At 40.6% G+C, this 24,682-nt stretch carries 31 protein-coding genes; all 31 read left to right on the top strand.

Annotation, left to right across the window (positions count from 1 at the left end):
- Complete coding sequence (gene fliJ / locus NCCP133_RS07670; protein WP_264804340.1) at positions 1-444, top strand: flagellar export protein FliJ; 444 nt, start codon at positions 1-3, stop codon at positions 442-444.
- 8 nt (positions 445-452) lie between these two features.
- Complete coding sequence (locus tag NCCP133_RS07665; RefSeq protein WP_264804339.1) at positions 453-1,052, top strand: MotE family protein; 600 nt, start codon at positions 453-455, stop codon at positions 1,050-1,052.
- Between the two features lie 27 nt (positions 1,053-1,079).
- Entirely contained in the window at positions 1,080-2,336 is a 1,257-nt protein-coding gene (locus NCCP133_RS07660) for a flagellar hook-length control protein FliK (protein ID WP_264804338.1), read from the top strand.
- An 11-nt stretch (positions 2,337-2,347) separates the two neighbouring features.
- A complete protein-coding gene (flgD, locus tag NCCP133_RS07655; RefSeq protein ID WP_264804337.1) occupies positions 2,348-2,800 on the top strand; it encodes a flagellar hook assembly protein FlgD in 453 nt (150 codons plus the stop codon).
- A gap of 17 nt (positions 2,801-2,817) precedes the next feature.
- Positions 2,818-3,207 (top strand): TIGR02530 family flagellar biosynthesis protein, encoded by a 390-nt coding sequence (locus NCCP133_RS07650; protein WP_264804336.1) that lies wholly within the window; start codon positions 2,818-2,820, stop codon positions 3,205-3,207.
- Between the two features lie 78 nt (positions 3,208-3,285).
- Positions 3,286-4,086, top strand: a complete 801-nt coding sequence (gene flgG, locus NCCP133_RS07645) for a flagellar basal body rod protein FlgG (protein ID WP_264804335.1) — start codon at positions 3,286-3,288, stop codon at positions 4,084-4,086.
- Positions 4,087-4,139: 53 nt separating this feature from the next.
- Complete coding sequence (locus NCCP133_RS07640; RefSeq protein ID WP_264804334.1) at positions 4,140-4,361, top strand: flagellar FlbD family protein; 222 nt, start codon at positions 4,140-4,142, stop codon at positions 4,359-4,361.
- A complete protein-coding gene (gene fliL / locus NCCP133_RS07635; RefSeq protein WP_264804333.1) occupies positions 4,351-4,779 on the top strand; it encodes a flagellar basal body-associated protein FliL in 429 nt (142 codons plus the stop codon). Before NCCP133_RS07640 ends, fliL begins: the two co-directional genes overlap by 11 nt.
- A gap of 40 nt (positions 4,780-4,819) precedes the next feature.
- The gene (gene fliM, locus NCCP133_RS07630; protein WP_264804332.1) at positions 4,820-5,818 is read left to right on the top strand and encodes a flagellar motor switch protein FliM; all 999 of its coding nucleotides are present in this window, start codon (positions 4,820-4,822) and stop codon (positions 5,816-5,818) included.
- Positions 5,808-7,112 (top strand): flagellar motor switch phosphatase FliY, encoded by a 1,305-nt coding sequence (fliY, locus tag NCCP133_RS07625; protein WP_264804331.1) that lies wholly within the window; start codon positions 5,808-5,810, stop codon positions 7,110-7,112. The genes fliM and fliY overlap by 11 nt, the downstream gene beginning before the upstream one ends.
- Before the next feature lie 20 nt (positions 7,113-7,132).
- A complete protein-coding gene (locus NCCP133_RS07620) occupies positions 7,133-7,495 on the top strand; it encodes a response regulator (RefSeq protein WP_264804330.1) in 363 nt (120 codons plus the stop codon).
- Positions 7,496-7,524: 29 nt separating this feature from the next.
- Positions 7,525-8,190: a flagellar biosynthetic protein FliO gene (locus tag NCCP133_RS07615; protein ID WP_264804329.1), complete on the top strand. Its 666-nt coding sequence runs from the start codon at positions 7,525-7,527 to the stop codon at positions 8,188-8,190.
- Entirely contained in the window at positions 8,183-8,848 is a 666-nt protein-coding gene (gene fliP, locus NCCP133_RS07610) for a flagellar type III secretion system pore protein FliP (protein ID WP_264804408.1), read from the top strand. Before NCCP133_RS07615 ends, fliP begins: the two co-directional genes overlap by 8 nt.
- Before the next feature lie 17 nt (positions 8,849-8,865).
- On the top strand, positions 8,866-9,135 hold the full coding sequence (fliQ, locus tag NCCP133_RS07605; protein ID WP_009330744.1) for a flagellar biosynthesis protein FliQ: 270 nt from the start codon (positions 8,866-8,868) through the stop codon (positions 9,133-9,135).
- Positions 9,136-9,139: 4 nt separating this feature from the next.
- Entirely contained in the window at positions 9,140-9,916 is a 777-nt protein-coding gene (gene fliR, locus NCCP133_RS07600) for a flagellar biosynthetic protein FliR (protein WP_264804328.1), read from the top strand.
- Between the two features lie 4 nt (positions 9,917-9,920).
- On the top strand, positions 9,921-11,006 hold the full coding sequence (flhB, locus tag NCCP133_RS07595) for a flagellar biosynthesis protein FlhB (RefSeq protein WP_264804327.1): 1,086 nt from the start codon (positions 9,921-9,923) through the stop codon (positions 11,004-11,006).
- A gap of 93 nt (positions 11,007-11,099) precedes the next feature.
- On the top strand, positions 11,100-13,136 hold the full coding sequence (gene flhA, locus NCCP133_RS07590) for a flagellar biosynthesis protein FlhA (RefSeq protein WP_264804326.1): 2,037 nt from the start codon (positions 11,100-11,102) through the stop codon (positions 13,134-13,136).
- Positions 13,133-14,302, top strand: coding sequence for a flagellar biosynthesis protein FlhF (gene flhF / locus NCCP133_RS07585; RefSeq protein WP_264804325.1), 1,170 nt, complete (start codon positions 13,133-13,135; stop codon positions 14,300-14,302). Before flhA ends, flhF begins: the two co-directional genes overlap by 4 nt.
- The gene (locus NCCP133_RS07580) at positions 14,299-15,177 is read left to right on the top strand and encodes a MinD/ParA family protein (RefSeq protein ID WP_264804324.1); all 879 of its coding nucleotides are present in this window, start codon (positions 14,299-14,301) and stop codon (positions 15,175-15,177) included. The genes flhF and NCCP133_RS07580 overlap by 4 nt, the downstream gene beginning before the upstream one ends.
- A gap of 161 nt (positions 15,178-15,338) precedes the next feature.
- Positions 15,339-16,439 (top strand): protein-glutamate methylesterase/protein-glutamine glutaminase, encoded by a 1,101-nt coding sequence (locus tag NCCP133_RS07575; protein WP_264804323.1) that lies wholly within the window; start codon positions 15,339-15,341, stop codon positions 16,437-16,439.
- Between the two features lie 18 nt (positions 16,440-16,457).
- Positions 16,458-18,494 carry a chemotaxis protein CheA gene (locus NCCP133_RS07570; protein ID WP_264804322.1) on the top strand — a complete coding sequence of 679 codons (2,037 nt, stop codon included), beginning with the start codon at positions 16,458-16,460 and terminating at the stop codon, positions 18,492-18,494.
- A 63-nt stretch (positions 18,495-18,557) separates the two neighbouring features.
- Positions 18,558-19,031 (top strand): chemotaxis protein CheW, encoded by a 474-nt coding sequence (locus NCCP133_RS07565; protein ID WP_264804321.1) that lies wholly within the window; start codon positions 18,558-18,560, stop codon positions 19,029-19,031.
- Position 19,032: 1 nt separating this feature from the next.
- On the top strand, positions 19,033-19,674 hold the full coding sequence (locus tag NCCP133_RS07560; protein WP_264804320.1) for a chemotaxis protein CheC: 642 nt from the start codon (positions 19,033-19,035) through the stop codon (positions 19,672-19,674).
- On the top strand, positions 19,667-20,164 hold the full coding sequence (locus tag NCCP133_RS07555) for a chemotaxis protein CheD (RefSeq protein WP_264804319.1): 498 nt from the start codon (positions 19,667-19,669) through the stop codon (positions 20,162-20,164). The genes NCCP133_RS07560 and NCCP133_RS07555 overlap by 8 nt, the downstream gene beginning before the upstream one ends.
- 369 nt (positions 20,165-20,533) lie before the next feature.
- A complete protein-coding gene (locus NCCP133_RS07550; protein WP_264804318.1) occupies positions 20,534-21,292 on the top strand; it encodes a FliA/WhiG family RNA polymerase sigma factor in 759 nt (252 codons plus the stop codon).
- Between the two features lie 39 nt (positions 21,293-21,331).
- Entirely contained in the window at positions 21,332-21,460 is a 129-nt protein-coding gene (locus NCCP133_RS07545; protein WP_264804317.1) for a hypothetical protein, read from the top strand.
- A gap of 8 nt (positions 21,461-21,468) precedes the next feature.
- Positions 21,469-21,618, top strand: coding sequence for a FapA family protein (locus tag NCCP133_RS07540; protein WP_264804316.1), 150 nt, complete (start codon positions 21,469-21,471; stop codon positions 21,616-21,618).
- Between the two features lie 206 nt (positions 21,619-21,824).
- On the top strand, positions 21,825-22,136 hold the full coding sequence (locus NCCP133_RS07535; RefSeq protein ID WP_264804315.1) for a hypothetical protein: 312 nt from the start codon (positions 21,825-21,827) through the stop codon (positions 22,134-22,136).
- 9 nt (positions 22,137-22,145) lie between these two features.
- Positions 22,146-22,730 carry a DUF6115 domain-containing protein gene (locus tag NCCP133_RS07530; RefSeq protein ID WP_264804314.1) on the top strand — a complete coding sequence of 195 codons (585 nt, stop codon included), beginning with the start codon at positions 22,146-22,148 and terminating at the stop codon, positions 22,728-22,730.
- A 147-nt stretch (positions 22,731-22,877) separates the two neighbouring features.
- Positions 22,878-23,579, top strand: coding sequence for a 30S ribosomal protein S2 (rpsB, locus tag NCCP133_RS07525; RefSeq protein WP_264804313.1), 702 nt, complete (start codon positions 22,878-22,880; stop codon positions 23,577-23,579).
- Between the two features lie 196 nt (positions 23,580-23,775).
- The gene (tsf, locus tag NCCP133_RS07520; protein ID WP_264804312.1) at positions 23,776-24,657 is read left to right on the top strand and encodes a translation elongation factor Ts; all 882 of its coding nucleotides are present in this window, start codon (positions 23,776-23,778) and stop codon (positions 24,655-24,657) included.
- Positions 24,658-24,682: the final 25 nt, after the last annotated feature.

Here is a 24,682-nt window from a genome sequence, read left to right as displayed (position 1 = left end):
ATGCATTACGAATTTAAATTTAACAAAATCCTTCATATAAAGGAAAGAGAAAAGGATCAGGCATTTGATGTATACAATCAGGCAGTGAAGCGTTTTGAAGAATCCGCTGGGAAGTTGTACGCGCTTCTAAAGAAAAAAGAAGATATGGAAGCATATCAGCAATCAAGGCTGATAAAGGGGCTGCCAGTCCAAGAAATCAGGCATCATCAGCATTTTGTTAACGGCCTTGAAAAAACGATTGATTATTATCAAAAAATGGTTGCGAATGCAAGGAGCCAAATGAATTTTCAGCAGGATAAACTGATGGAAAAAAATATGGAAGTAAAAAAGTATGAAAAAATGAAAGAAAAAGATTTGGCTAGTTTTATGGAAGACATAAAGCAAAAAGAAGGCAGGCAAATGGATGATATCTCGATTCAGCTTTATATGAATCGGGGAAATTAGGTGGTTAAATGGAAAAAATGCCAGAAGAACTTGAATCGCAAAAAACAAGCAGGCACCGATGGTTTTTATTCGCTTTTTTTATTTCTGTTTTATTGGCAATAACTGTTGCGCTGCTGGTATTTATATTATCTGGAAATAATATTTTTGAAACAGCAAAGGAATACAGCCAGAAGGTTCCATTCCTATCTTCTTTGTTTGATGAGGAAAGTTCACGATCACAAGAAGTGATGGAAACGAAGCTTATTGGGCTGGAAGCGGAAATCAAAGATCGTGAAGCTAGGATTTCCCAGCTTGAGGGGCAGCTTGAAAGCAAAGACCTCGAAATTGAAAGGGCAGGATTGGAGAAACAGCGCCTGGAACAGGAAATTGATGAGCTGACAGCAATAAAGGAAGAAAATAAACGTGCATTCAAAGATATAGTGAGAACTTATGAATCAATATCAGCCAAAAAAGCTGCACCCATTCTTACTGAAATGAAAGATGAAGATGCGATTAAAATACTATCAAATGTGAATGCGGAAACACTGGCATCGATTATGGAGAAAATGAATCCTGAAGATGCAGCTCGATTTACTGCCCTTCTTACAGCAGCTCAAGAAAATAATTAAGGTTTTATCCTGAAAGGAGGTGTAAAAGTGCATATCAGCGGACTTGGAGTAATCCAATCAAAAAATGCTTCTGGGAGTAAAGATATACTTACAGGAGAAGAAATGAGCTCCTTTGCCAGTCTTTTTTCAAATTTGATTCAAAACCATACAGGTGAAACTAATCGGTTAACAGCTGAACCTGATGATGAAAGTGAATCAATGAAGGAATTGGAAGAATTGCTTGAGTTTCTTGAAGCAAATGATCTATCACAATTAGAGAGCGGCACGGGGCTTTTTGAGAAGGCTGCATTCCAAACTGGTACAAACATTATTGACATTATTGCTGAACATATGAATCTTTCAATGGAAGAGTTACATCAAGTATTGAAAACGCTGCTGAAGAGCTTAAATGACAATGCCCTTTCTTATATCAAATTGGATGTTGGTTTTGCTAATGAGAATAATCATATAGAAGGTTTAATCCAGTCTATTTCAGCCCTTGAGATTAAAGAAGTGACTAAATGGCCGCAGAAAGACTTGGGACAAGCTTTTAAAATTTTAAAACTTTATGACCTGTTGTCAGCTAAGCATGATTTATTAGGCAATAAAATTGATTTGAAAACTTTCTTGGGCAAAGTTCAAGAAAGTCTTAAGGAGCTTTTAAAAACCGGTACAGCGTTTGACAAAGAAAGTACACTGCAGAAAGTTATTATCCCGCTGGCAAATGAGTTAAACACATTTAAACAGCGAAAATCTGCAGGAAATGAATATTTATTTGAGTCTGTTCCTGGCAAGATCTTCAGGCTCGATACTGGAATGCAGGGGCATTTCCAGATTCAAACACTGTCAAAGCCCGAACAGATGCAAATGATGAACAAGCAAGGAAGGCCATTAAACGCCGGCCAATTAATGCAGCAATTTGAAAACATACTATCGAAAAGCAGTTTCCTAAAGTCCGGTGGATCCCAAAAGCTGCTTATTAAGCTAAACCCGGATCATCTTGGAGCTCTTCGTGTTGAACTAATCCAAAAGGATTCCATAATGATCGCAAGAATCCTTACATCAACTGCCTCAGCAAAAGAAATGCTGGATTCACAAATTAATGGACTAAAGCACGCATTCAGTTCCCAAAACATTCAGGTTGAGAGAATTGAAGTATCACAGCAAATGACCCAGCAGGACCGTCCATTCAATAAAGATCATCAGCATCAGGGGGAAGGCCAGCAGCAAAAAGAAGAAAAGCAGAAGAATGAGAGCAAATTTAATAGCACTTTTGAAGAAGCGCTTCTCAATGCCGAAGTATAGGAGTGATAGGAATGGCGAACACAATAGATTCATCTTTGCTGCTTTCAAACTATCAAAATCAAAGCCGAAAAACTGGCTCAGATATATTAGGCAAAGATGATTTCCTGAAAATATTAATGATCCAGCTCCAAAACCAGGATCCGATGAATCCAATGCAAGACAAGGACTTTATTGCGCAAATGGCTACCTTTTCATCCTTGGAGCAAGTGACCAATATGAATAATACCATGGAGAAATTATTGGCATTTCAAGAGCAAAGCCAGCTCATGTCATTCAATCAGTTCTTGGGCAAGAATGTAACCTGGCACAAACTGGCTGAAGCAAGTGATTCCGAACAGGCTTCCGCCATTGAAGAAGGAACTGGCAGAGTTGTATCCATCCAGTATAAGAATAATTCAGCAATCTTTATTCTCGAAGACGGAACAAAATTGGAACCGGCAAATATCTCTCAAGTGAATGAATAGAAAAAGGAAGCGATTGGATGGATAAAATGTTATTTCGTCCGATTCACACTCAGCCGGTAATCACTCCAAAGACTAAAGAGGTTCCAGGTGGAAAACAAGCAATTTCTTCATTCTCTGCCCACCTGCAAACAGCATTGAAGGCCGATGGAAAGCTCACTGTCAGCAAACATGCCAAGCAGAGGCTTGAACAGAGAGAAATTCATATAAATGAGGAACGGTGGCAGCAAATTGAATCAAAGATACATGAAGCTAAGAAGATGGGTGTAAAGGAATCTCTAGTATTGCTGAATGACGCAGCGCTTATCGTCAGTGCAAAAAATAATACAGTGATTACGGCTATGGATCGGGAAGAAGCAGGCACACAAATATTCACAAATATTAATGGAACTATTATTTTGGATTTATAAAATGAACAGGCTGGACCTTAACAGGAGGCCAAAGCTGCAGACTGACAGAAGCAGCAGATACGAGAGGAGCAAAAAATAATGCTACGTTCAATGTACTCAGGAATCAGCGGAATGAAGAATTTTCAAACAAAGCTCGATGTGATTGGGAATAATATAGCGAATGTGAACACGTTTGGGTATAAGAAGGGCCGGGTTAATTTTAAGGATATGGTAAGCCAGACAATTTCTGGTGCAACTGGTAGCGGTGATAACACAGGTGGTATCAATCCCAAGCAGGTTGGTCTTGGATCACAATTATCTTCTATAGATACCATAGATACACAAGGGAGTTTGCAGACAACTGGCCGTGTTTTGGATGTTGGAATTCAAGGTGATGGCTACCTAATGGTTTCAAGAGGAGATACAACATACTACACCAGAGCGGGAAATCTCTACCTTGATGATTCAGCTAACCTTGTTACTGCTTCTGGTGATTTGGTCCTCGATAAGGCTGAAAATCCAATTAATTTAGGGGATGCTACAAAGATAAAGAGTTTAAGCATAGCCAATGATGGAACGATAAATTATTTAATTGATGGCGATGATACATTACAAGAAAAAGGCCCCATCGGTATAGCACGTTTCAATAACAATGGCGGCTTAGAAAAAATCGGAGATAATCTATACAAAAACACTGTCAACTCTGGAGACGCAACAGAACTAAATCCAGGCGAAAGTGGTGCAGGAGTGCTTGTTTCTGGAACTTTAGAAATGTCCAATGTAGACCTATCAGAAGAGTTCACAGAAATGATCACAGCACAGCGTGGTTTCCAGGCTAATACACGAATCATTACAACATCTGATGAAATCCTGCAGGAACTTGTTAATTTAAAACGATAAGTTAAGGGAGGGACAGGGCTGATAGGATTAGGCTTTCAGCCCTGAATAAGACATTGATTAAAGTATCTCGCCTGAATGGCAAAAGATTTATTTTAAATGCTTTATACATAGAAACGGTGGAGTCTTTTCCAGATACGACGATTACGCTCACGAACGGAAAAAAGTATGTTGTAAAGGAATCTCAAGATCAAGTAATGAAATCGATAATAGGATTCTATCAATCTGTCAATCTTCTGGGGCAGCAGCTGTTGGAGGGAAATGAAGATGAAGAATAATAAGCTGTTAATGATCATGGTAATGATGATTGTTGCGATTACCCTGGTTGGCGCAATTGCCCTTGTTGTGGTGATGAAGTTTACGGGCGAGGAAGGGACGAAGGAGCCGACTATTGATGAAGTACTTGAGGCTTCTGTTGATATCCCGCAAGTTACAGCGAATTTGGCTAGCGATAATTATATCAGGATCTCATTCAAAATCCAAACAGAAAGCAAAAAAGCCAAAGAGGAACTGGAAAAAAGAGATTTTCAGGTTAAAAACCTGATCATTCAGGAATTGGCTGAAATGAATGCTGAAGATATTCAAGGGAAAGAAGGCCAAATCAAGCTGCAGGAAGATTTGAAAAACAAAATTAACGGCCTTATGCAAGAAGGAAAGATCATAAAGGTATATATTACCGAATCTCTCCTCCAATGATGCCAAAATTAGAAACTGCAATTGACGGAGGTGAGGATTCATGTCAGGTGAGGTTTTATCGCAAAGTGAAATTGATGCGCTGCTTTCAGCTCTGTCAACCGGCGAAATGGATGCGGATGAGCTGAAGAAAGAGCAATCAGAGAAAAAAGTAAAAGCTTATGATTTTAAGCGGGCATTAAGGTTTTCAAAGGATCAGATTCGTAGTTTAACAAGAATCCATGAGAATTTTGCTCGTCTTTTAACAACCTTTTTTTCAGCACAGCTAAGAACTTTTGTGCAAATTTCAGTCGCTTCAGCGGATCAAATTCCATATGAAGAATTTATCAGGTCCATACCCAAAATGACGATTTTGAATGTTTTTGAAGTGCCGCCCCTTGATGGAAGAATTCTGATGGAGATAAACCCCAATGTTGCCTATGCCATGATGGACAGGTTAATGGGGGGGCGTGGCTCAAGTATAAACAAGGTGGACAATTTAACTGAAATAGAAACAAAGATTATGTCAGCTACGTTTGAAAGGGCTTTTGAGAATCTTAGGGAAGCCTGGAGCACGATTGCCGATATTGACCCGCTATTGGCAGATTTTGAGGTAAACCCGCAATTTTTGCAAATGGTATCTCCAAATGAAACAGTAGTAGTCATATCTTTAAATACAACGATTGGGGAAACAAGCGGGATGATCAATATCTGTATACCGCATGTTGTACTCGAGCCTATTATTCCTAAGCTCTCAGTCCATTATTGGATGCAGACAGATAAGAAGGAAAGAGAACCTGAACTAATCGCCAAAATTGAGCGGAATATCCACAAAGCAGAAGTGCCTATCATTTGTGAGCTTGGCAGTTCTAATATTGATATTCAGGATTTCTTATCCCTCGATGAAGGTGATGTCATTGAATTAACACAAGCAATTGACGAACCTCTTGTCATTAAGATTGGCGATATTCCAAAATTCTTGGGGCAGCCTGGGAAAATGAACAAAAAACTCGCAATACAAATTTTGGAAACGGAGAAAGGGGGAGATGGGGATGATGAATGATGATATGCTTTCGCAAGATGAAATTGACGCTCTTTTAAGAGGAGCTGTAAATGATGATAATGAGAAACCAGCCAGTTATAAAGAGGAGTTTTTCCAAACGGAAGATTACCTGTCCCCTATGGAACAGGACGCTTTAGGGGAAATCGGCAACATTTCTTTTGGAAGTTCAGCAACGGCTTTATCAACTTTATTAAACCAGAAGGTAGAAATTACTACACCAGCCGTCTCAATTGTTCTGCGCGGTAAATTATCCGAAGAGTTCCCGCATCCTTATGTTGCCATTCAGGTAAATTACACCGAAGGATTTTATGGAAGCAATCTCTTGGTGATTAAACAATCAGATGCAGCAATCATTGCGGACCTAATGCTTGGAGGAGATGGGACAAATCCATCTGAACTTATGGGAGAAATCCAGCTAAGCGCTGTTCAGGAGGCTATGAATCAAATGATGGGTTCAGCCGCTACGTCAATGTCGACGATATTTGGGAAAAAAGTGGATATTTCACCTCCTGCTATTGATATCCTAGACGTGCCGCAAGGAGAAGGCACTGAGCGGCTTCCGTCAGAAGACATGCTTGTAAGGATTTCTTTCCGATTAAGGATCGGCAGCTTAATAGATTCTAATATTATGCAGCTTCTTCCTTTTGATTTCGGAAAGAGTCTGGTAAATGAATTGCTGAATCCGGGACAGGGGGAAGAAAATGCAGATGAAGATCATATTCATGAAACTCAGTCGCTGCAAAAAACTAACTCTGAAGCCAATCAGCGTTATCAAGATTTTGTGAAACAGCCGGACACCAACTCAGGCTATGAGCCAGCATATGCACAAGCTGGACCGCCAGCAGAACCGTCACACTATACCGGACATCCAATGAAACAGGAACCTATTATACAGCATCAAGCAGCTATGCAAAAGACGGCACAGCAAACGGGGCCGCAACACTTTGGAAGTACATACCAGGGTGGAGAGCAGCCGAATGTCCAGCCAGCGGTATTTTCAAGCTTCGAGCCGTATCAAATGCAGGGAACAGAAACGAGAAATCTGGATATGCTTTTGGATATTCCTCTTCAAATTACCGTTGAGCTTGGCAGAACAAAACGCTCCGTTAAGGAAATACTTGAATTGTCCTCGGGGTCCATCATAGAACTAGACAAACTTGCTGGTGAACCGGTGGATATACTTGTGAATAACCGGTTAATCGCACAGGGTGAGGTAGTAGTGATTGATGAAAACTTCGGTGTCCGTGTTACGGAAATTTTAAGTCAGAGCGACCGTATTAAAAAACTTAGATAATATTTGGGGGTAAAAAAATTATGGCACACAAAATTCTAATTGTAGACGACGCAGCTTTCATGCGAATGATGATTAAAGATATCTTATCAAAAAATGGCTATGAAATTGTTGGAGAGGCAGCTGATGGCGCACAAGCTGTTGAAAAGTATAAAGAAACTCAGCCGGATTTGGTTACAATGGATATCACCATGCCTGAAATGGATGGCATAACAGCATTGAAGGAGATAAAAAAAATAAATCCGAATGCTAAGGTTATCATGTGTTCGGCCATGGGACAGCAGGCGATGGTCATTGATGCCATTCAGGCAGGCGCTAAGGATTTTATTGTTAAACCATTCCAGGCAGATAGAGTATTAGAAGCAATCGGGAAAACCTTGGGCTAGTGATTATCTTTTTTAGAGGGTGCAAAAACGTGCTGGATGTTAGAAAAATGATTGCATTTCTTCTAATTTTATTAATTGTTCTGCTGGGCATGCAGCCAAGGACTCATGCAGAACAATTAAATAATAGTGTAAAAGAGTGCATAGAAAACTCGGAGAATTGCGGGGAAGAAGGAATAGGTAAAGGAGAAGATGTAACTGCACAGGAAGATGGAAGCAGAGTCGGCCTGACTTTCTGGGATTTCTTTAAGATGATTCTGGCTACTATTTTCACTGTGGGCCTTCTCTATGTACTTTTAAAATTCATCAATAAGAAAAGCAAAGTATACACCCGTTCACAGATTGTTGAAAACATAGGCGGAACGGCTTTGGGAGGCAACAGGTCAGTGCAGCTGATCAAAGTTGGAAAGCGGATTCTTGTCGTGGGGGTAGGAGAAGATATACAGCTGTTAAAGGAAATTGACGATTCGGAAGAATACAGTCAACTCATCACAGAGCACAATGACAAAATGGAACAGCTTATCCGCCCAAGCGATATTGTGACAAAGGTGATGAAAAGAACGAAGCAACCTGACGGGGACCTTTCAGGCAGCCCAAAGTTTAGTGCAATGCTCGGACAGCAGCTAGACGAAATTAAAAAGGGCAGACGAGAGCTCTTTGATGAGTTGGAAAGAAAGGGCAAAAAGAACAATGAATGAATTTATGGAATTTTTTAATAACAGTTCTCCAGAGAATGTCTCAACCTCAGTGAAGCTGTTTTTACTGCTGACAGTTCTTTCCCTTGCACCTAGTATTCTGATCTTAATGACCAGTTTTACAAGAATCGTGATTGTTCTTTCCTTTGTCAGAACGGCGCTCGCCACACAGCAAATGCCGCCAAATCAAGTCCTGATCGGTTTATCTTTGTTCCTGTCATTTTTTATTATGGCACCCACTTTTCAAGAAGTTAACGAGCAGGCTCTTACACCTTTATTTAATGAAGAAATTAATTTGGAAGAAGCATATGAAAGAGCCTCAATGCCTTTCAAAGAGTTTATGAGTGCACATACAAGACAGAAAGATCTTGCATTATTTCTTGAATATTCTCATGCAGAGGCGCCATCTTCCATTGAAGATATCCCCTTGACTGCTCTTGTGCCGGCTTTTGCCATAAGTGAAATTAAAACAGCTTTTCAAATTGGGTTTATGATTTTTATACCGTTTCTTGTGATTGATATGGTGGTTGCAAGCGTCCTAATGTCTATGGGGATGATGATGCTCCCTCCAGTGATGATTTCATTGCCGTTTAAAATCCTGTTATTTGTCCTGGTTGACGGCTGGTATCTTGTTGTTAAATCTCTTTTACAAAGCTTCTAAGCAGGTGAACATTCAGAATGACTCCAGAAACAGTAATATCAATTGCAGAAAGAGGAATCATTACCGTCCTTATGATTTGCGGGCCTTTGCTTATTCTGGCCCTGGTGGTCGGTTTGGTGGTCAGTATCTTTCAGGCTACAACTCAAATTCAGGAACAGACATTGGCATTCATTCCGAAGATTGTGGCAGTCCTTGTGGGCGTCGTTTTTTTTGGCCCGTGGATGCTAAGCCATATGCTTTCCTATGCAAATGAGATTTTCTCTAATTTGACCAGGTTTGTAGGTTGATGGCATGCTAGATTTTTTACCTGCTTTTCCTGCCTTTTTACTTATATTTGTAAGAGTGACATCGTTCTTTTTGATGATGCCACTATTTTCATACCGTTCCATACCGGCATCTCATAAAATAGGATTGGGTTTCTTCCTCTCATGGATCATGTTTTTGGGATTGGAAGTGCCTGTGCTGGATATCAGCGGAGCTTATTTTCTTTTAATCATTAAAGAAGCATTAGTTGGGCTGATGATTGGTTTTGTTGCTTACTTAATGCTTTCAGCGATTCAAATTGCGGGTGGCTTTATTGATTTCCAGATGGGATTTGCCATTGCAAATGTGATTGACCCGCAAACGGGTGCCCAAAGCCCTCTAATGGGACAATATTTATATACTATAGGCCTTTTCTTTTTATTAACTGTGAATGGCCATCATCTCATGCTGGATGGAGTATTTTACAGCTACACGTTCATACCGATGGAGCAGCCATGGATTTCTTTTGGGAATGAAAACATGGTTGAATATGTCATTAGGGCGTTAAATAGCATGTTCATCGTTGCTTTCCAGATGTCCATACCTGTTGTTGGAAGTCTCTTCCTTGTTGATGTTGCGCTTGGGATCGTAGCGAGAACAGTTCCGCAGCTGAATGTATTCGTTGTGGGCCTTCCCTTGAAAATAGGTGTAAGTTTCATTGTTTTAATTGCTGTCATGAGTGTTCTGCTGTTTGCGGTATCACAGCTGTTTGAAACGATGCTTAACACGATGAGAGGGCTAATGGCTCTTATGGGAGGTTCATGATGTTATGAAGTTATTGCTATCTTTGGATCTCCAAAAGTTTGCGGGGGAAAAAACAGAAAAAGCGACGCCAAAAAAGAGGCAGGACTCCAGGAAGAAAGGGCAGGTGGCGAAAAGCCAGGATGTCAACACAGCATTTGTATTACTGGCAGTTTTCCTTTTTATGCTGTTTGCTGGCTCTTATTTAAATGATATTATTCTATATATTTTTACGCATTCCTTTAACGATTATATGATGATGCCTTTGACAGAGTCTAATATCCAGGTGATTTTTCTTGATATTTTAAAAGAACTGGTGCTATTTCTTGGGCCGATTATGCTGATTGCTATGGCTGCCGGGGTAGCAGGTAATTTTATGCAGGTTGGTGTGCTATTTTCTACAGAGGCAATACAGCCTAAATTAGAGAAGCTTGATCCGATAAAAGGATTTAAACGTATTTTTTCCATGAGGGCAATTGTAGAACTCCTGAAATCAATATTGAAAATAGCATTTGTAGGGCTGGCTGCTTTCACTATTCTATGGATTAGAATAGATGAAATTCTAATTCTATCTCAAAAATCAGTTGGAGCAGCGCTGGCTACAATAGCCAGCCTAACAGTACAAATGGGATTAATCGCTTCCGCTTCCCTGCTGTTTTTGTCAGTGCTTGATTACCTATATCAGAAGTACGACTTTGAAAAAAACATCCGCATGTCCAAACAGGATGTAAAGGATGAATACAAAAACATTGAGGGAGATCCTCTCATAAAATCAAAGATTAAACAAAGGCAGCGGGAAATGGCGATGAGAAGAATGATGCAGGAAGTCCCCAAAGCGGATGTTGTAATTACTAATCCTACGCATTATGCCATCGCCTTAAGCTACGATGAATCAAAAGGCGATGCACCCATTGTTGTCGCTAAAGGAGTAGACTTCGTTGCTCAGAAAATCAAATTGATAGCAAAAGAACACGAAGTGATTGCCGTAGAAAACAGGCCGCTAGTAAGGGCGCTATACAGCCAGGCGGATATAGGGGATGCTATTCCTGAAGAGTTTTTTAAAGCGGTCGCTGAGATTCTTGCTTTTGTATATAGAACTAAAAGCAAAATTTAATTTAACTATTATTTCTAATTAATAGCTTGTCTTAGGAAGCATGAAAATAGGCTGCCAAGGCGCTTCCGCTTTTCTAGTAAGGAGAGAATAACCATGCCAGTAAGAGACTTATCAGTTTTGATGAGTGTAATTTTAATAGTAGCCATGCTTATCATTCCGTTCCCGCCTTGGCTTTTAAGTGTGTTGATCATCATAAATATTGCTCTTGCGCTCATGGTTTTATTGACAGCCATGAACATGAAGGAAGCGCTTGAGTTTTCGATTTTTCCTTCTCTGATTTTGTTAATGACACTATTCCGATTAGGTTTGAACGTATCTACGACGCGTTCTATTCTTTCTGAAGGGGAAGCGGGAAAGGTTGTTGAAACATTTGGTTCCTTCGTTACTGGTGGTAATATAATTGTTGGTCTTGTTGTATTCCTAATCCTTGTCATTATTCAATTTGTTGTCATTACAAAGGGATCTGAGAGGGTTTCGGAAGTTGCCGCGCGTTTTACATTGGACGCTATGCCTGGTAAACAAATGAGTATTGATGCGGACTTGAATGCTGGCATGATTTCAGAGCATGAAGCTCGTGAACGTCGGGAAAAAATCAGCCGCGAATCAGATTTTTATGGTTCCATGGATGGTGCGAGCAAGTTTGTGAAAGGCGATGCCATTGCAGGGATTATCATTACGTTAATTAATCTTATGTTCGGAATTGTTATTGGTATGATGCAGCAGGGTCTTCCTATTGCAGAGGCAGCAGTAAAGTATTCGATGCTCACAGTCGGAGATGGAATTGTAAGCCAGATTCCCGCACTCTTAATCTCAACTGCAACAGGTATTGTTGTAACAAGGGCAGCATCTGATGGAAACATAGGAAAAGATATCACTTCACAGCTATTTGCCTATCCCAAAATGCTTTATGTAACTGGGGGAACGATTATCCTATTAGGATTGCTCACACCTATAGGTTTTGTTCTTACATTGCCGATCGGCGGCCTGCTGATATTCGGAGGCTATATGATAGCCCGGACACCAGAGCCTGACAAAGAGCAATTGCTGGAAATGGAAGAAGAGCTTGAAACAGATGAGATGAAAAGTCCTGAAAGTGTGGTAAATCTTTTGAATGTTGATCCGATAGAATTCGAGTTTGGCTATGGGCTCATACCTCTCGCAGATGCCAATCAGGGCGGTGATCTACTTGATAGAATTGTTATGATTAGAAGACAGCTGGCTATCGAACTGGGCCTTGTGATTCCTGTTGTGAGGATACGAGATAATATTCAGCTTCAGCCGAACGAATACAGGCTGAAAATTAAAGGGAATGAAATGGCTCGAGGAGAGCTTTTGCTTGATCACTATTTGGCAATGAGCCCGGGAATCGAGGATGACAGCATTGAAGGGATCGATACAATAGAGCCTTCTTTCGGTCTTCCCGCCAAATGGATAACAGAAGAAATGAAGGAACAGGCTGAAATTTTTGGCTATACGGTAGTAGATCCTCCTTCAGTTGTTTCTACACATATTACAGAATTGATCAAAAGCAATGCACACGATTTATTGGGCCGTCAGGAAACGAAACAGCTGATTGACCATGTAAAAGAAAGCTACCCGATCCTTGTGGAAGAAGTTACCCCCAATCCAATGTCTGTAGGTGAGGTGCAAAAGGTATTGGCCAAGCTTTTAAGAGAAAATGTCTCAATCCGCAACCTGCCAGTGATTTTTGAAACGCTAGCTGATTTTGCCAAAACAACAAGTGATACAGACTTGCTGACAGAATATGCCCGTCAGGCTCTTGCCATGCAGATAACGAACCAGTTTTCACAGCAGGGGGACTCCATTAAAGTCGTAACTCTTTCCGGGAAGGTTGAAAAGTTGGTTGCGGAGGGCATACAACAGACTGAGCACGGAAATTATTTATCCATGGATCCTGCTATTTCACAAAATATCCTGGAGTCCATTGCTTCACAGGTCGAACAGCTTTCGCTGATGGATCAGACGCCGATTGTGCTATGCTCTCCAGCGGTGAGAATGTATATTAGACAATTAACAGAAAGGTATTTTCCGCAAATACCGATTATTTCTTATAACGAGCTTGAAGCAAAAGCGGAAGTCCAAAGTGTCGGGGTGGTGAATGTCGAGTGAAGGTGAAAAAGTATATAGCTCCTTCCATGCCAGAAGCAATGAAGCAAATTCGTGCCGAACTTGGAAATGAGGCTGTCATTTTAAATTCCAGAGTTGTTCATACTGGCGGAGTACTTGGTTTCTTTAAAAAAAGAAGCATCGAAGTTATGGCAGCAGTTGATCCAAAACAGGAGACAGCACTGAAGCCTATAACAAAGCCTGCTTCCAGCCGGAAAGGTCCTTCAGCAAGCCAAGTGCAAGGAATGGCAGAGTATAAGTTCAGAGAAACTGGAAGTGTATCAGAAGTGAAACCTTCTGAGGGACTGATAAAGGAAATTAACGAGTTAAAGCAGGTGATGGATAATTTCGCCGGCAGCCAGCAAAATGGTCCCGTCTTTCCAAAACCAATCAAAAAAATTCAGCTTCTTCTTAAAGAGCAAGAGCTGGATAGAAACGTAGAGGATCATTTGCTTTCTTCATTACTTGAAAAATGGTATTTGAGCGGGGCTGATGCAGAGGAATCTGAAGTTATAACATGGCTTGAAGAAGAACTTGTAAATGGACTAGAAGGAATAACCTTCGGAGGAATTTCTTTTACTAAGAAATATATCAATGTGGCAGGGCCTACAGGAGTTGGCAAGACTACAACTCTCGCCAAAATGGCAGCAGAATGTGTGATAAAGCATAAAAAAAGGGTAGCATTTATAACAACTGATACGTACAGGATTGCAGCAATCGATCAATTAAAAACTTATGCAAAGATACTAAATGTTCCTTTAGAGGTTTGCTATACAGTAGAAGACTTCAGGCAGGCAGCGGAGAAGCTCAGCGATGCAGATCTGATATTAATTGATACCGCAGGCCGGAACTTTAGAAATAAACAATATGTGGAGGATTTGCGAAATATTATCGATTTTGAAAAGGATATGGAAACCTTTCTAGTCCTTTCCCTTACATCGAAACAAAAGGATATGGAGGATATCTGCAAACAGTTTTCCATCCTGGATATTGAGAAGCTGATCTTTACGAAGGCAGATGAAACCTCAACATTTGGAGCGATGTATAACATCGTCCATAAATATAAAAAAGGTGTTGCATATGTAACAAACGGCCAAGATGTCCCAGATGATATTCTTGATGCAAAGAAAGAAATGATTGCAGAGCAGCTGGTGGGGACGAAGAAATGAATGATCAGGCAGAAAAACTCAGATCCAGGCTGCTTGAGAAGAGCAGCCTGCAGCACATGGCAAAAACATTAGCTGTTGTCAGTGGAAAGGGAGGTGTGGGTAAATCTAATTTTTCCCTGAACTTAGCTATTTCCTTATGCAAAAAGGGGGAAAGAGTTTTGTTGTTCGATATGGATATTGGAATGGGGAATCTAGATATCCTTATGGGCAGAACTTCCCTTTATTCGATTGCAGATTTTTTTGATCAGTGTATTTCATTAAAACAGATCGTATCGAAAGGTCCTCATGGACTTAGTTATATTGCAGGGGGAACTGGACTTTCGCATATAGTGAAATTGAAAGAAGAAAAACTTGCCAGCTTTATGGAGCAACTCGATGTCCTCATGGCTAACTATGATTATATGATTTTTGATATGGGAGCAGGGATAACAGAGGAGTCAGCTAAATTCATCCTTTCTGTCCAGAAAATTGCGGTAATCACAACACCCGAACCTACGTCCATTACAGATGCCTATTCCGCTATGAAGCAAATACATCTATTGAATGAAAGAATCCCATTTTATTTAGTTATTAATAGGACTCAAAGTGAAAAAGAAGGTCAGGAAACATTTAAAAGAATCTCTGCTGTTTTAAAGAGGTTCCTCGGAAGAGATTCTAATTTGCTTGGCGTTCTTCCTGATGACTGCGGCATCCAGCAGGCTGTAAAAAGGCAAATACCCTTTGTCCTTTTCCAGGAAAAATCATCAGCTTCTAAAGCTATTCGTCAAATGGCTTTTACATTAAGTAATAGCCAAGATGATCGGTTAATAGGAAACCAGCAATCATCCGAGTTTATTTCTAAGCTGAAGAATTTCTTTTTGAAAAATAAGAAATAAAGTTTTGAACGCAGATCACTGTCTAGCTCCAGGGGTTATCGGCTCACTGGTCTAAGCCAATCCTGCTAAGTGGTTAAAGAACAGCCTTTCAGCCGGCTTGTCTTATGCTTATGGCAGTTAGGCGGGCGCTTTGCACTTTTCTTAAAAGGAAGTGAATCAGCATGAAGAAAATCCGTGTTCTTATTATAGATGATTCGGCTTTTATGAGAAAACTGATTGCCGACTTTCTATCTGAAGATTCCAGCCTGATTGTAGTAGGCACAGCAAGAAATGGCGAAGACGGTTTGATAAAGATCAAAGAATTAAAACCCGATGTGGTTACAATGGACGTCGAAATGCCAGTCCTTAATGGTCTTGAAACGTTAAAGGTCCTTATGAGTTCCCAGCCCATGCCTGTGGTGATGCTTTCAAGCACAACAAAGGATGGCGCAGAAAATACGATCGCCGCAATGGAATATGGTGCCGTGGATTTTATAGAGAAGCCTTCAGGCTCTATATCACTTGATTTGCATAAGATAAAAGCAGATTTAATAGAAAAAGTTGTTCTTGCCAGTAAAGTAAATATTAATCATTTGGGCAAATCTTCTTCAGATGGAAAAAATAATACGAAAGTCGAACGAAATTATAGTAAAATAGAACTAAATGAATCAATTGTTCTATCAAATGGTTATGCAAGCTCAACTGGTTCTCAAAGCAAGCAAATTGTTTGCATTGGCACCTCTACAGGAGGTCCGAGAGCTCTTCAAAAAGTCCTGACAGCTATTCCGGGAAATATAAAAGCGCCAGTCCTTATTGTTCAACACATGCCGCCAGGATTTACAAAATCTTTGGCCAGCAGGCTTAATGGTTTGTCCGACATGACAGTTAAAGAAGCAGAGGAAGGTGATATCCTTGAGAACGGCACTGCTTACATTGCTCCTGGGGGCTTCCATCTCAAGGCGGGGAGAAAGGGGCAGGACCTGATTCTCCATCTGGATGAGTCGCCTCCCAAAAATGGGCACCGTCCTTCGGTGGATGTCATGTTCGATTCTTTGAGCAGGCTGAAAGAATATCGGAAAATTGCAGTCATAATGACTGGAATGGGATCAGACGGAAGAGAGGGGCTAGCGGCTATTAAAAAAAACGGGGAAGTAAAAGCCATTGCAGAATCCAAGGAAACTTCCATTGTTTTCGGTATGCCGAGAGCTGCTATTGAGGCAGGATTAATAGATGAAATACAAAATGTTGAACGAATTGCAGAATCCATTTTGAAATTTGTTTAAGTCCGAGGGGTGAAGCGCATGGAGATGAACCAATATTTAGAGGTATTTATAGAAGAAAGCAAGGAGCATTTGCAGGCGTGCAATGAGCAGCTTCTGGAATTGGAGAAAAATCCAGAGGATATAAAGATCGTTAATGAAATTTTTCGATCCGCTCATACATTAAAAGGCATGTCTGCAACTATGGGGTATGAGGATCTCGCAAATCTTACCCACCAGATGGAAAATGTTCTTGATGCCATTAGGAATCAGAAAATTAAAGTTAATGCAGAAATACTGGATGTTGTTTTTTTAGCAGTTGACGACCTTGAAGCGATGGTCCTTTCAATTGCGGAAGGCGGAGACGGAAAGAGAGATGTTTCCGCAGCTGTTTCAAAATTAAAACTGATTGAAAAAGGGCAGAGTCCAATTCAGTTCGAAACAAAAACAGAGACAGCTGCTGCACTGGCAGGACCTTCCCCTGCTATGAAAAGTACATATGATGAATTTGAATGGACAGTTATCCAGCAATCAAAGGAGCAAGGATTTGAAACATATGAAATAACAATTGCTTTGCGGGGAGACTGCTTGCTAAAAGCAGCCAGAGTTTATATGGTATTTGAGGTTCTGGAAAAAATAGGAGAGGTCATAAAATCTACTCCTTCTGTAGAGCAGTTAGAAGAAGAACAATTCGATCAGGAGTTCTCAGTTACAATCGTGACCCACGAACCTAAAGAAGATGTGGAACAAAAGCTTTTGAAGGTGTCTGAAGTGGAGAAAGCAAAAGTTTCTTCTCTGTTATTGGAGGAACTCCGTCAGCATGAACAGGAAACTGAAACGGAAGCAGTCTCTTCATCTTCTGAAGCAGAAACTCTCCTAGCGGAAAACCAGCCAAAGCATGAAAAGAAAGCTCAGGCGGCTAAGCAGACAAGCAACAAGACGATTAGGGTAAACATTGAGAGATTGGATATTCTGATGAATTTGTTTGAGGAATTGGTTATAGATCGAGGGAGACTTGAGCAGATCTCACGTGAATTAAACAACCAGGAGCTTCATGAGACTGTGGAACACATGTCAAGGATATCGGGTGATTTGCAAAACATTATCCTGAATATGCGTATGGTTCCCATCGAAACGGTATTTAACCGTTTTCCTAGAATGGTCAGACAATTGGCAAGGGATCTGAATAAAAAGATTAACCTGGAGATTATTGGAGCAGACACTGAACTGGATAGAACAGTTATTGATGAGATTGGCGATCCGCTTGTTCATTTAATCCGCAATGCACTTGACCATGGAGTGGAAACTCCTGAGGTTCGAAAAGCCAACGGGAAAAATGAGGAAGGAAATGTAATCTTAAAAGCTTATCACAGCGGCAATCATGTTTTTATTGAAATAGCAGATGATGGTTCAGGCATCAATAAAGAAAAGGTGATCAGCAAAGCTATTAAAAAAGGCATTATCACGGAACAGACAGCTTCCGTTCTTTCCGATAAACAGGCTTATGATCTCATCTTCGCATCCGGGTTCTCTACGGCTGAAAAAATATCAGATGTTTCCGGGCGCGGAGTTGGGCTCGATGTTGTGAAAAATACCATCGAATCATTGGGCGGTTCAGTAACGATTGATTCCAAAGTTGGCCAGGGGTCTATTTTCTCAATTCAGCTCCCGCTTACACTTTCTATCATTTCAGTTATGCTCGTGGAGATTGAGGAAGAAAAATACGCTATTCCTTTATCATCCATCATTGAAACGGCCATAATTAAAAAAGGTGATATAATGAGAGCGCACAACCAGAAAGTGATTGATTTCAGAGGGAAAGTTGTTCCGCTTCTGTCGTTGAAAGATATCTTTGATATCCCTTCAGATCAACAGGAAAGTGAGTTCCTGTCTGTTGTCATCGTCAGAAAAGGCGATAAAATGGCTGGTCTTGTTGTTGATTCCTTTATCGGACAGCAGGAAGTTGTTCTAAAGTCACTTGGAAACTATCTAACCAATGTTTTTGCGATTTCCGGAGCAACAATCCTTGGCGATGGACAGGTTGCCCTAATCGCTGATTGCAATGCATTGATTAAATAGGCAAATAAACTTGAACCTCCATAGTTTTGCCAATTATGAAAAGTTAATAAGGGAGTGACCAGTATGACAGAGGCAACAGCGGCCGACTTAAAATTGATTGTGTTTCAACTAAAAGATAAAGAGTATGCCATTCCTGTAAGTCAGGTGCGTTCTATTGAAAAAGTGGAGCATATTACAAGAGTTCCTGGAACAGCCGGTTTTGTAAAAGGGGTCATAAATCTGAGGGGAGTTGTTACGCCGATCATCAGCCTAAGAAGCAGATTTAATCTGGAGGAGGCAGAATACAGCGACTATACCCGTGTCATTATCGCTGCTTTGGATGATATGGAAGTGGGTCTTATCGTTGATTCTGCCAATGATGTCATCGATGTACACCATGAATCGGTTGAACCCCCTCCTGAAGTTGTCGGTGCTGAAGAGGCAGATTTTATTAAAGGTGTTACAAAAGCAGATAAAAGATTAATGATATTAATAGATTTGGAGAAAGTGCTCAATCCGGTTGAACAGGAAATTTTAAATGGAACAGCAGGGATGTAAGATGATTTATTTAAATAAAAATATCAGTTCACTGCATCTCGATATCCTTAAAGAAATCGGCAATATCGGTGCTGGCCATGCTGCGACAGCTCTTTCTACTTTGCTGAATAAAAAAATTGATATGACTGTTCCGGATGTCAGAGTTGTATCCTTTGATGAAATGATGGATATGGCAGGGGGCTCGGATAATGTGGTGGCCGGAGTCTTTCTAAGAATTGAAGGGGACGCACCGGGCAGTATGTTCTTTGTCCTTCCGTTAAAACAGGCCGAAAACTTTATTCGTGCACTGCCTGGAAGTATCGTTTTCAATGCATTGGAAACACCATACAATGAACTAGCCTTATCAGCCTTGCAAGAGCTTGGAAATATCCTATCAGGGTCTTATTTATCTTCTTTATCAGACTTTACGAATCTGTCTCTATTTCCATCAGTGCCTATGCTCAACATTGATATGGCTGGGGCAATCATCGGAACTGGTTTGCTGGAGGTTTCGCAAGCGAGTGATTTTGCCATTGTGATTGATACAGCTTTGAATGAAGAAGGCCAATCTGGCGATTCTGTAAACGGACATTTCTTCCTTCTTCCAGACCCTGATTCATTTCAAATCATCTTTAAATCTTTAGGGGTTCAGGTTCATGAATAAAGTGCTTGAAATCGTAAAAGTCGGGATAGCAGATATGAACCTTGTGAAGACACCTAATTTAATTAGGACATCAGGGTTGGGTTCGTGTGTGGGAGTTGTCCTGTATGATCTGAGTGCAGGCATCGCAGGTCTTGCACATGTAATGCTGCCTGATTCATCACTTGCTAAAGGATCAGCTTTTAATTCTGCGAAATTCGCAGATACAGCAATTAAAGAGCTTGTAAGCCGGATGTTAGCTATCGGTGCAAAGCCAACTTGTTTAAAAGCAAAGTTAGCAGGTGGAGCACAGATGTTTCAGTTCTCAACGGGCAGTGACTTAATGAGGATTGGACCTAGAAATGTGGAAGCTGTCAAAAAAGAGCTAGCTTTTTTGAAGATTTCCATATCAGCAGAAGATGTAGGAGGAAACAGCGGAAGGACGATTGAATTCGATCCGAAAACAGGGAAGTTATTGATTAGGACAGTAAATAAAGGTGAGAGAATTATTTAAAAAAACCTTCGAATTTATTGATAATGATGGGCTGCCAGTTTCCAAAAAGTGCATCTGTTTTTCTTTCATAGGATCTCTACCAGTCAATGGCTTAAATTTCCTGCGGGCAAGCGTGTACCCGATAAGGCTCCCCAAACTCAGGACTCCTAATGTTGGGTTACGCGCAGAAATGGAGTGCTGCAGTGGAACTCAACATACGATTAATCCGGGTTTTCTAGAATTTCACCCTTACCGAATGCCATTCGCTAGAACCTCTCAGCCTGGAAGGTTAGTAATATATGGGAAAAACTGGATATTATATAATCAGAGGAAATATTTTGCTATAATAACGATAATTGATAGAAATGGTAACATTTGAGGAGGATGGCCATGGCAGAGATTTTGATGGAAGAAAATACATACTGGGCTAAATGGGTCGACTCGCGTGATGCTCAAGCGGGGAACTTTCTTGTGAAGAGGTATATGCCTCTTGTAAGCTATCATGTGCAGCGAATTTCAGTCAATCTTCCAAAAAGTGTTTCAAGGGATGATATTCGGAGTCTGGGTATGATGGGGTTATACGACGCTTTGGAAAAATTTGATCCTTCAAGAGATTTAAAGTTTGATACATACGCTTCCTTCCGAATTCGAGGTGCCATTTTAGACGGATTAAGAAAAGAAGATTGGCTGCCCAGAAGTACAAGGGAAAAAGCAAAGAAGATTGAAGCTGCAATAGAAAAACTTGAACAGCGGCTGATGCGCAATGCCACAGCTATGGAGATTGCAGAAGAGGTCGAGATGGGTGAAGCAGAGGTCTATTCAGTAATGAATGAACATTTTTATGCGAACGTATTGTCAATTGATGAACAGCCTGATTCTGAAGAGAAAGAAGGAGGTTCGTTTGCGATAAAAGATGATAAAGCTGTTATTCCCGAAGAAAAGGTTTTGAAAAATGAGATGCTGGAAGAAATGGAAGTGAAAATTTCGCAGCTGAATGAAAAAGAACAGCTAGTAATCAGCTTGTTTTACAAAGAAGAACTGACACTGACAGAAATAGGCGAAGTGATGGGATTGTCTACTTCCCGAATATCCCAGATTCATTCAAAAGCAATTTTTAAGCTTAGACAGGCGCTTGAAAAGGTCGTATAAGCCTCTTTCAGCAGCTTTCTGCAGGAAGAAGGATTCGGTATGGAAATTCAGTTTCGAATTTTGATTGAGAAAAATCGCTTATATGCCATGCTGCAGTCCCTTGATAGAACGGCATTGAAAAAACCGGTTTCGCCCCCGAAGGCATTAAAAAACGATTATCTGAGGTAAAGGTGATCTTGGGAATTAGGGAAGATGCAATTCAAAAGGTTTGTGAAAACCCCATGGCAGGCCAATATCCTATCTCCATTGCTGAAGGGATAACGGCGGTAAATGGAAGTGATTCCTATTTGCTGAACGAAATCCACATAGAGAAAAAGGTGAAATAAGAGAAGTTTAACATTCGAAATGTCCTCAAAGAGAAAGCGTCTATTATTATCCATAAGAAAATATGCCCCAACACTTCTTTACTCATTGGAAAATATTCAACAGTCATTAAGAAAACGAGCAACTCTGTCAGATTCACTTTTTCAGAAGGGGAGATACGCGTGGAATCTTTTAGACAGGAGACGTTCCATAAAGGATGTGTCCCCAGATGAGTTTAAAGTCGATCGAGCTGCAGGTTGCGCTGCCGAGGACTCTTGAAGCGGGAAAGATACAGGAACAGCTGCAGCAAAGAGGGCAGTCTATGGGTGATGCTGCTGCAGAATGTACTCGCAGGGATGAAGAAAAAAATCGACAAACCGTAATAAAACAAGAACAGAAACAAAATGTGAGACTTGGAAATGATGATCGGAGCAATCAAAAGGGCAGGGAAGAGAAAGATCGCAACGACAAACAAAAACAGGGAAACACTAGGAAACAAAACCACCCTTATAAAGGGAAAGTTATTGATTACAGCGGATAGAGGGATTTTATGACTGCTATTCTATTATCTTTAAGTCTATTATTGAATATCATTGCAATCTTTTCCATTATCTTGCTTTTTCTTCGGCAAAACAAGCTGCTGGAGGCTGAAAAGAAACAAGAGAAAATGTTTAATGAAATGGAAGAGGTCATTTCTTCTTACCTGATACAGGTTAAGGAAGAAAATGATGATTTTATTAGCAGGATTTCAATGTTAAAAGTGAATGAATCGGCTTCAATAAATGAGGCGGAGGAAAAAAAGGAAGTGAATGTTAAGGAGCGAAAACTGTCAGGCAAGAATGTTCAAATTGCAAATGCATCAGCATACCATGCGGTTAAGGCCTATCAAAAAAATTATCAGCCTGTCATCCAGCCTGCAGAGGAAATAGAGCCTCCTAAGCCTGAACTTCATAATGAAGAGGATATCGGAATCCATGCATCACAGAGGATGCCGCATAATGAGCCATCCTTCATCGAACGGGTCCTTTTACTGAAGCAACAGGGGTTGACTGAAGACGAAATTGCCAAAACACTCGGGAAAGGCAGAACGGAAATTGCATTAATGCTTAAATTTCATCACAATCAGCAAGAATAGCTTGATTGTCAAAAACACTTATGCTATATTAACAAATGGTGTTAATACACACGCTTTTGGATTTAGCTGGATGGTGCTGTATAGATGCAGTTGCCGGCTAAAAATGATATGAGCGGAGGAAATAAAAACCATTAGGAGGAAACACAAATGTCAGTAATTTCAATGAAGCAATTGCTTGAAGCTGGTGTACACTTCGGGCACCAAACACGCCGCTGGAACCCTAAGATGAAGAAGTACATCTTCACTGAGCGTAACGGCATCTACATCATCGACCTTCAAAAGACTGTTAAGAAGGTAGAAGAAGCTTACAACTTCGTTAAGGAACTTGCTGGAAACGGCGGTACAATCCTTTTCGTAGGTACTAAGAAACAAGCTCAAGATTCAGTTAGAGATGAAGCAATCCGTTCTGGTATGTTCTATGTGAACCAGCGCTGGTTGGGTGGAACTTTAACTAACTTTGAAACTATCCAAAAGCGTATTACGCGTTTAAAGGATATTGAAAGAATGTCTGAAGACGGAACTTTCGAAGTTCTTCCTAAAAAAGAAGTTGTTCAATTGAAAAAAGAGCAAGAGCGCTTAGAGAAGTTCTTAGGCGGAATCAAAGATATGAAGAGCCTTCCAGATGCTCTATTCATTATTGACCCGCGCAAAGAGCGCATTGCTGTTGCAGAAGCACATAAATTAAACATTCCTATCGTTGGTATCGTTGATACAAACTGTGATCCGGATGAAATTGATGTTGTAATCCCTGCAAACGATGATGCTATCCGCGCTGTAAAATTACTAACAGGCAAAATGGCTGATGCTATCCTTGAAGCTAAACAAGGTGAAGAAGTTACAACTGCGTAACCAGAAAAGCTTGTGACCTCGAGGGGGCTAGGCGCTGGAGCTGGACAGCTCTAGAGTGCTTTTCTTTAAAGAAGGTGATAAGAGGGAGCACCCTTTATCACCTTTTTTTAAAGAAAAGATAAAGTTTAGTTTTCTACACAGCTATATATGGTAATGATATTATTTATTACATAACTCATTTAAGGAGGATTTCATAATGGCAATTACTGCTCAAATGGTTAAAGAACTACGTGAAAAAACAGGCGCAGGCATGATGGACTGCAAAAAAGCGCTTCAGGAAACAGAAGGCGATATGGAAAAAGCAATCGACTTCCTTCGTGAAAAAGGAATCGCTAAAGCTGCTAAGAAAGGTGACCGTATTGCTGCAGAGGGTCTTAGCTCTGTTAAAGTGGACGGAAACGAAGCAGTTATTCTTGAAGTAAACTCTGAAACAGACTTCGTTGCTAAGAACGAAGGATTCCAAACTCTTGTAAAAGAAATCGCAGAGCATTTGCTTGCAAACAAGCCAGCATCTGTTGAAGAAGCAACTGGCCAAACAATGGCTAACGGTGCTACTTTAGAATCTCACATAAACAGCGCAATAGCTAAGATCGGAGAAAAGCTTTCTCTTCGCCGTTTCGAAATCAAATCAAAAACTGATAATGACGCTTTCGGTGCGTACCTTCACATGGGCGGACGCATTGGTGTCTTAACTGTTCTTGAAGGAACAACTGATGAAGCTGCAGCGAAAGATGTCGCTATGCATATTGCTGCTCTTAACCCTAAATATATTTCTCGTGATGAAGTATCACAAGATGAAGTAGAGCGTGAGCGCCAAGTATTAACTCAACAAGCTCTTAACGAAGGCAAGCCAGAAAACATCGTTGCTAAGATGGTTGAAGGCCGCCTAGGGAAATATTTTGAAGATGTTTGCGTAAACGATCAGGCTTTCGTTAAAAACCCTGATCAAAAAGTAGGCAAATTCGTTGAATCAAAAGGCGGAAAAATCCGTGAGTTCGTTCGCTATGAAGTTGGAGAAGGCATCGAGAAGCGTGAGGACAACTTCGCAGAAGAAGTAATGAACCAGGTTAAAAAGTAATTTTTAATAACAACAGTGATAACAG

This window comes from Cytobacillus sp. NCCP-133 (genome assembly GCF_026011715.1).
In the GTDB taxonomy this organism is placed as follows: domain Bacteria; phylum Bacillota; class Bacilli; order Bacillales; family Cytobacillaceae; genus Cytobacillus.
This window is presented reverse-complemented; position numbering and strand designations above follow the sequence as displayed.

Excerpts from the sequence above, each read along its gene's own strand:
- fliJ (WP_264804340.1), top strand. The coding sequence starts at position 1 with ATGCATTACGAATTTAAATTTAACAAAATCCTTCATATAAAGGAAAGA.
- NCCP133_RS07665 (WP_264804339.1), top strand. The coding sequence starts at position 453 with ATGGAAAAAATGCCAGAAGAACTTGAATCGCAAAAAACAAGCAGGCAC.
- flgD (WP_264804337.1), top strand. The coding sequence starts at position 2,348 with ATGGCGAACACAATAGATTCATCTTTGCTGCTTTCAAACTATCAAAAT.
- NCCP133_RS07650 (WP_264804336.1), top strand. The coding sequence starts at position 2,818 with ATGGATAAAATGTTATTTCGTCCGATTCACACTCAGCCGGTAATCACT.
- flgG (WP_264804335.1), top strand. The coding sequence starts at position 3,286 with ATGCTACGTTCAATGTACTCAGGAATCAGCGGAATGAAGAATTTTCAA.
- fliL (WP_264804333.1), top strand. The coding sequence starts at position 4,351 with ATGAAGAATAATAAGCTGTTAATGATCATGGTAATGATGATTGTTGCG.
- fliM (WP_264804332.1), top strand. The coding sequence starts at position 4,820 with ATGTCAGGTGAGGTTTTATCGCAAAGTGAAATTGATGCGCTGCTTTCA.
- fliY (WP_264804331.1), top strand. The coding sequence starts at position 5,808 with ATGATGAATGATGATATGCTTTCGCAAGATGAAATTGACGCTCTTTTA.
- NCCP133_RS07620 (WP_264804330.1), top strand. The coding sequence starts at position 7,133 with ATGGCACACAAAATTCTAATTGTAGACGACGCAGCTTTCATGCGAATG.
- fliP (WP_264804408.1), top strand. The coding sequence starts at position 8,183 with ATGAATGAATTTATGGAATTTTTTAATAACAGTTCTCCAGAGAATGTC.
- fliQ (WP_009330744.1), top strand. The coding sequence starts at position 8,866 with ATGACTCCAGAAACAGTAATATCAATTGCAGAAAGAGGAATCATTACC.
- fliR (WP_264804328.1), top strand. The coding sequence starts at position 9,140 with ATGCTAGATTTTTTACCTGCTTTTCCTGCCTTTTTACTTATATTTGTA.
- flhB (WP_264804327.1), top strand. The coding sequence starts at position 9,921 with ATGAAGTTATTGCTATCTTTGGATCTCCAAAAGTTTGCGGGGGAAAAA.
- flhA (WP_264804326.1), top strand. The coding sequence starts at position 11,100 with ATGCCAGTAAGAGACTTATCAGTTTTGATGAGTGTAATTTTAATAGTA.
- NCCP133_RS07580 (WP_264804324.1), top strand. The coding sequence starts at position 14,299 with ATGAATGATCAGGCAGAAAAACTCAGATCCAGGCTGCTTGAGAAGAGC.
- NCCP133_RS07575 (WP_264804323.1), top strand. The coding sequence starts at position 15,339 with ATGAAGAAAATCCGTGTTCTTATTATAGATGATTCGGCTTTTATGAGA.
- NCCP133_RS07570 (WP_264804322.1), top strand. The coding sequence starts at position 16,458 with ATGGAGATGAACCAATATTTAGAGGTATTTATAGAAGAAAGCAAGGAG.
- NCCP133_RS07565 (WP_264804321.1), top strand. The coding sequence starts at position 18,558 with ATGACAGAGGCAACAGCGGCCGACTTAAAATTGATTGTGTTTCAACTA.
- NCCP133_RS07560 (WP_264804320.1), top strand. The coding sequence starts at position 19,033 with ATGATTTATTTAAATAAAAATATCAGTTCACTGCATCTCGATATCCTT.
- NCCP133_RS07555 (WP_264804319.1), top strand. The coding sequence starts at position 19,667 with ATGAATAAAGTGCTTGAAATCGTAAAAGTCGGGATAGCAGATATGAAC.
- NCCP133_RS07550 (WP_264804318.1), top strand. The coding sequence starts at position 20,534 with ATGGCAGAGATTTTGATGGAAGAAAATACATACTGGGCTAAATGGGTC.
- NCCP133_RS07545 (WP_264804317.1), top strand. The coding sequence starts at position 21,332 with ATGGAAATTCAGTTTCGAATTTTGATTGAGAAAAATCGCTTATATGCC.
- NCCP133_RS07535 (WP_264804315.1), top strand. The coding sequence starts at position 21,825 with ATGAGTTTAAAGTCGATCGAGCTGCAGGTTGCGCTGCCGAGGACTCTT.
- NCCP133_RS07530 (WP_264804314.1), top strand. The coding sequence starts at position 22,146 with ATGACTGCTATTCTATTATCTTTAAGTCTATTATTGAATATCATTGCA.
- rpsB (WP_264804313.1), top strand. The coding sequence starts at position 22,878 with ATGTCAGTAATTTCAATGAAGCAATTGCTTGAAGCTGGTGTACACTTC.
- tsf (WP_264804312.1), top strand. The coding sequence starts at position 23,776 with ATGGCAATTACTGCTCAAATGGTTAAAGAACTACGTGAAAAAACAGGC.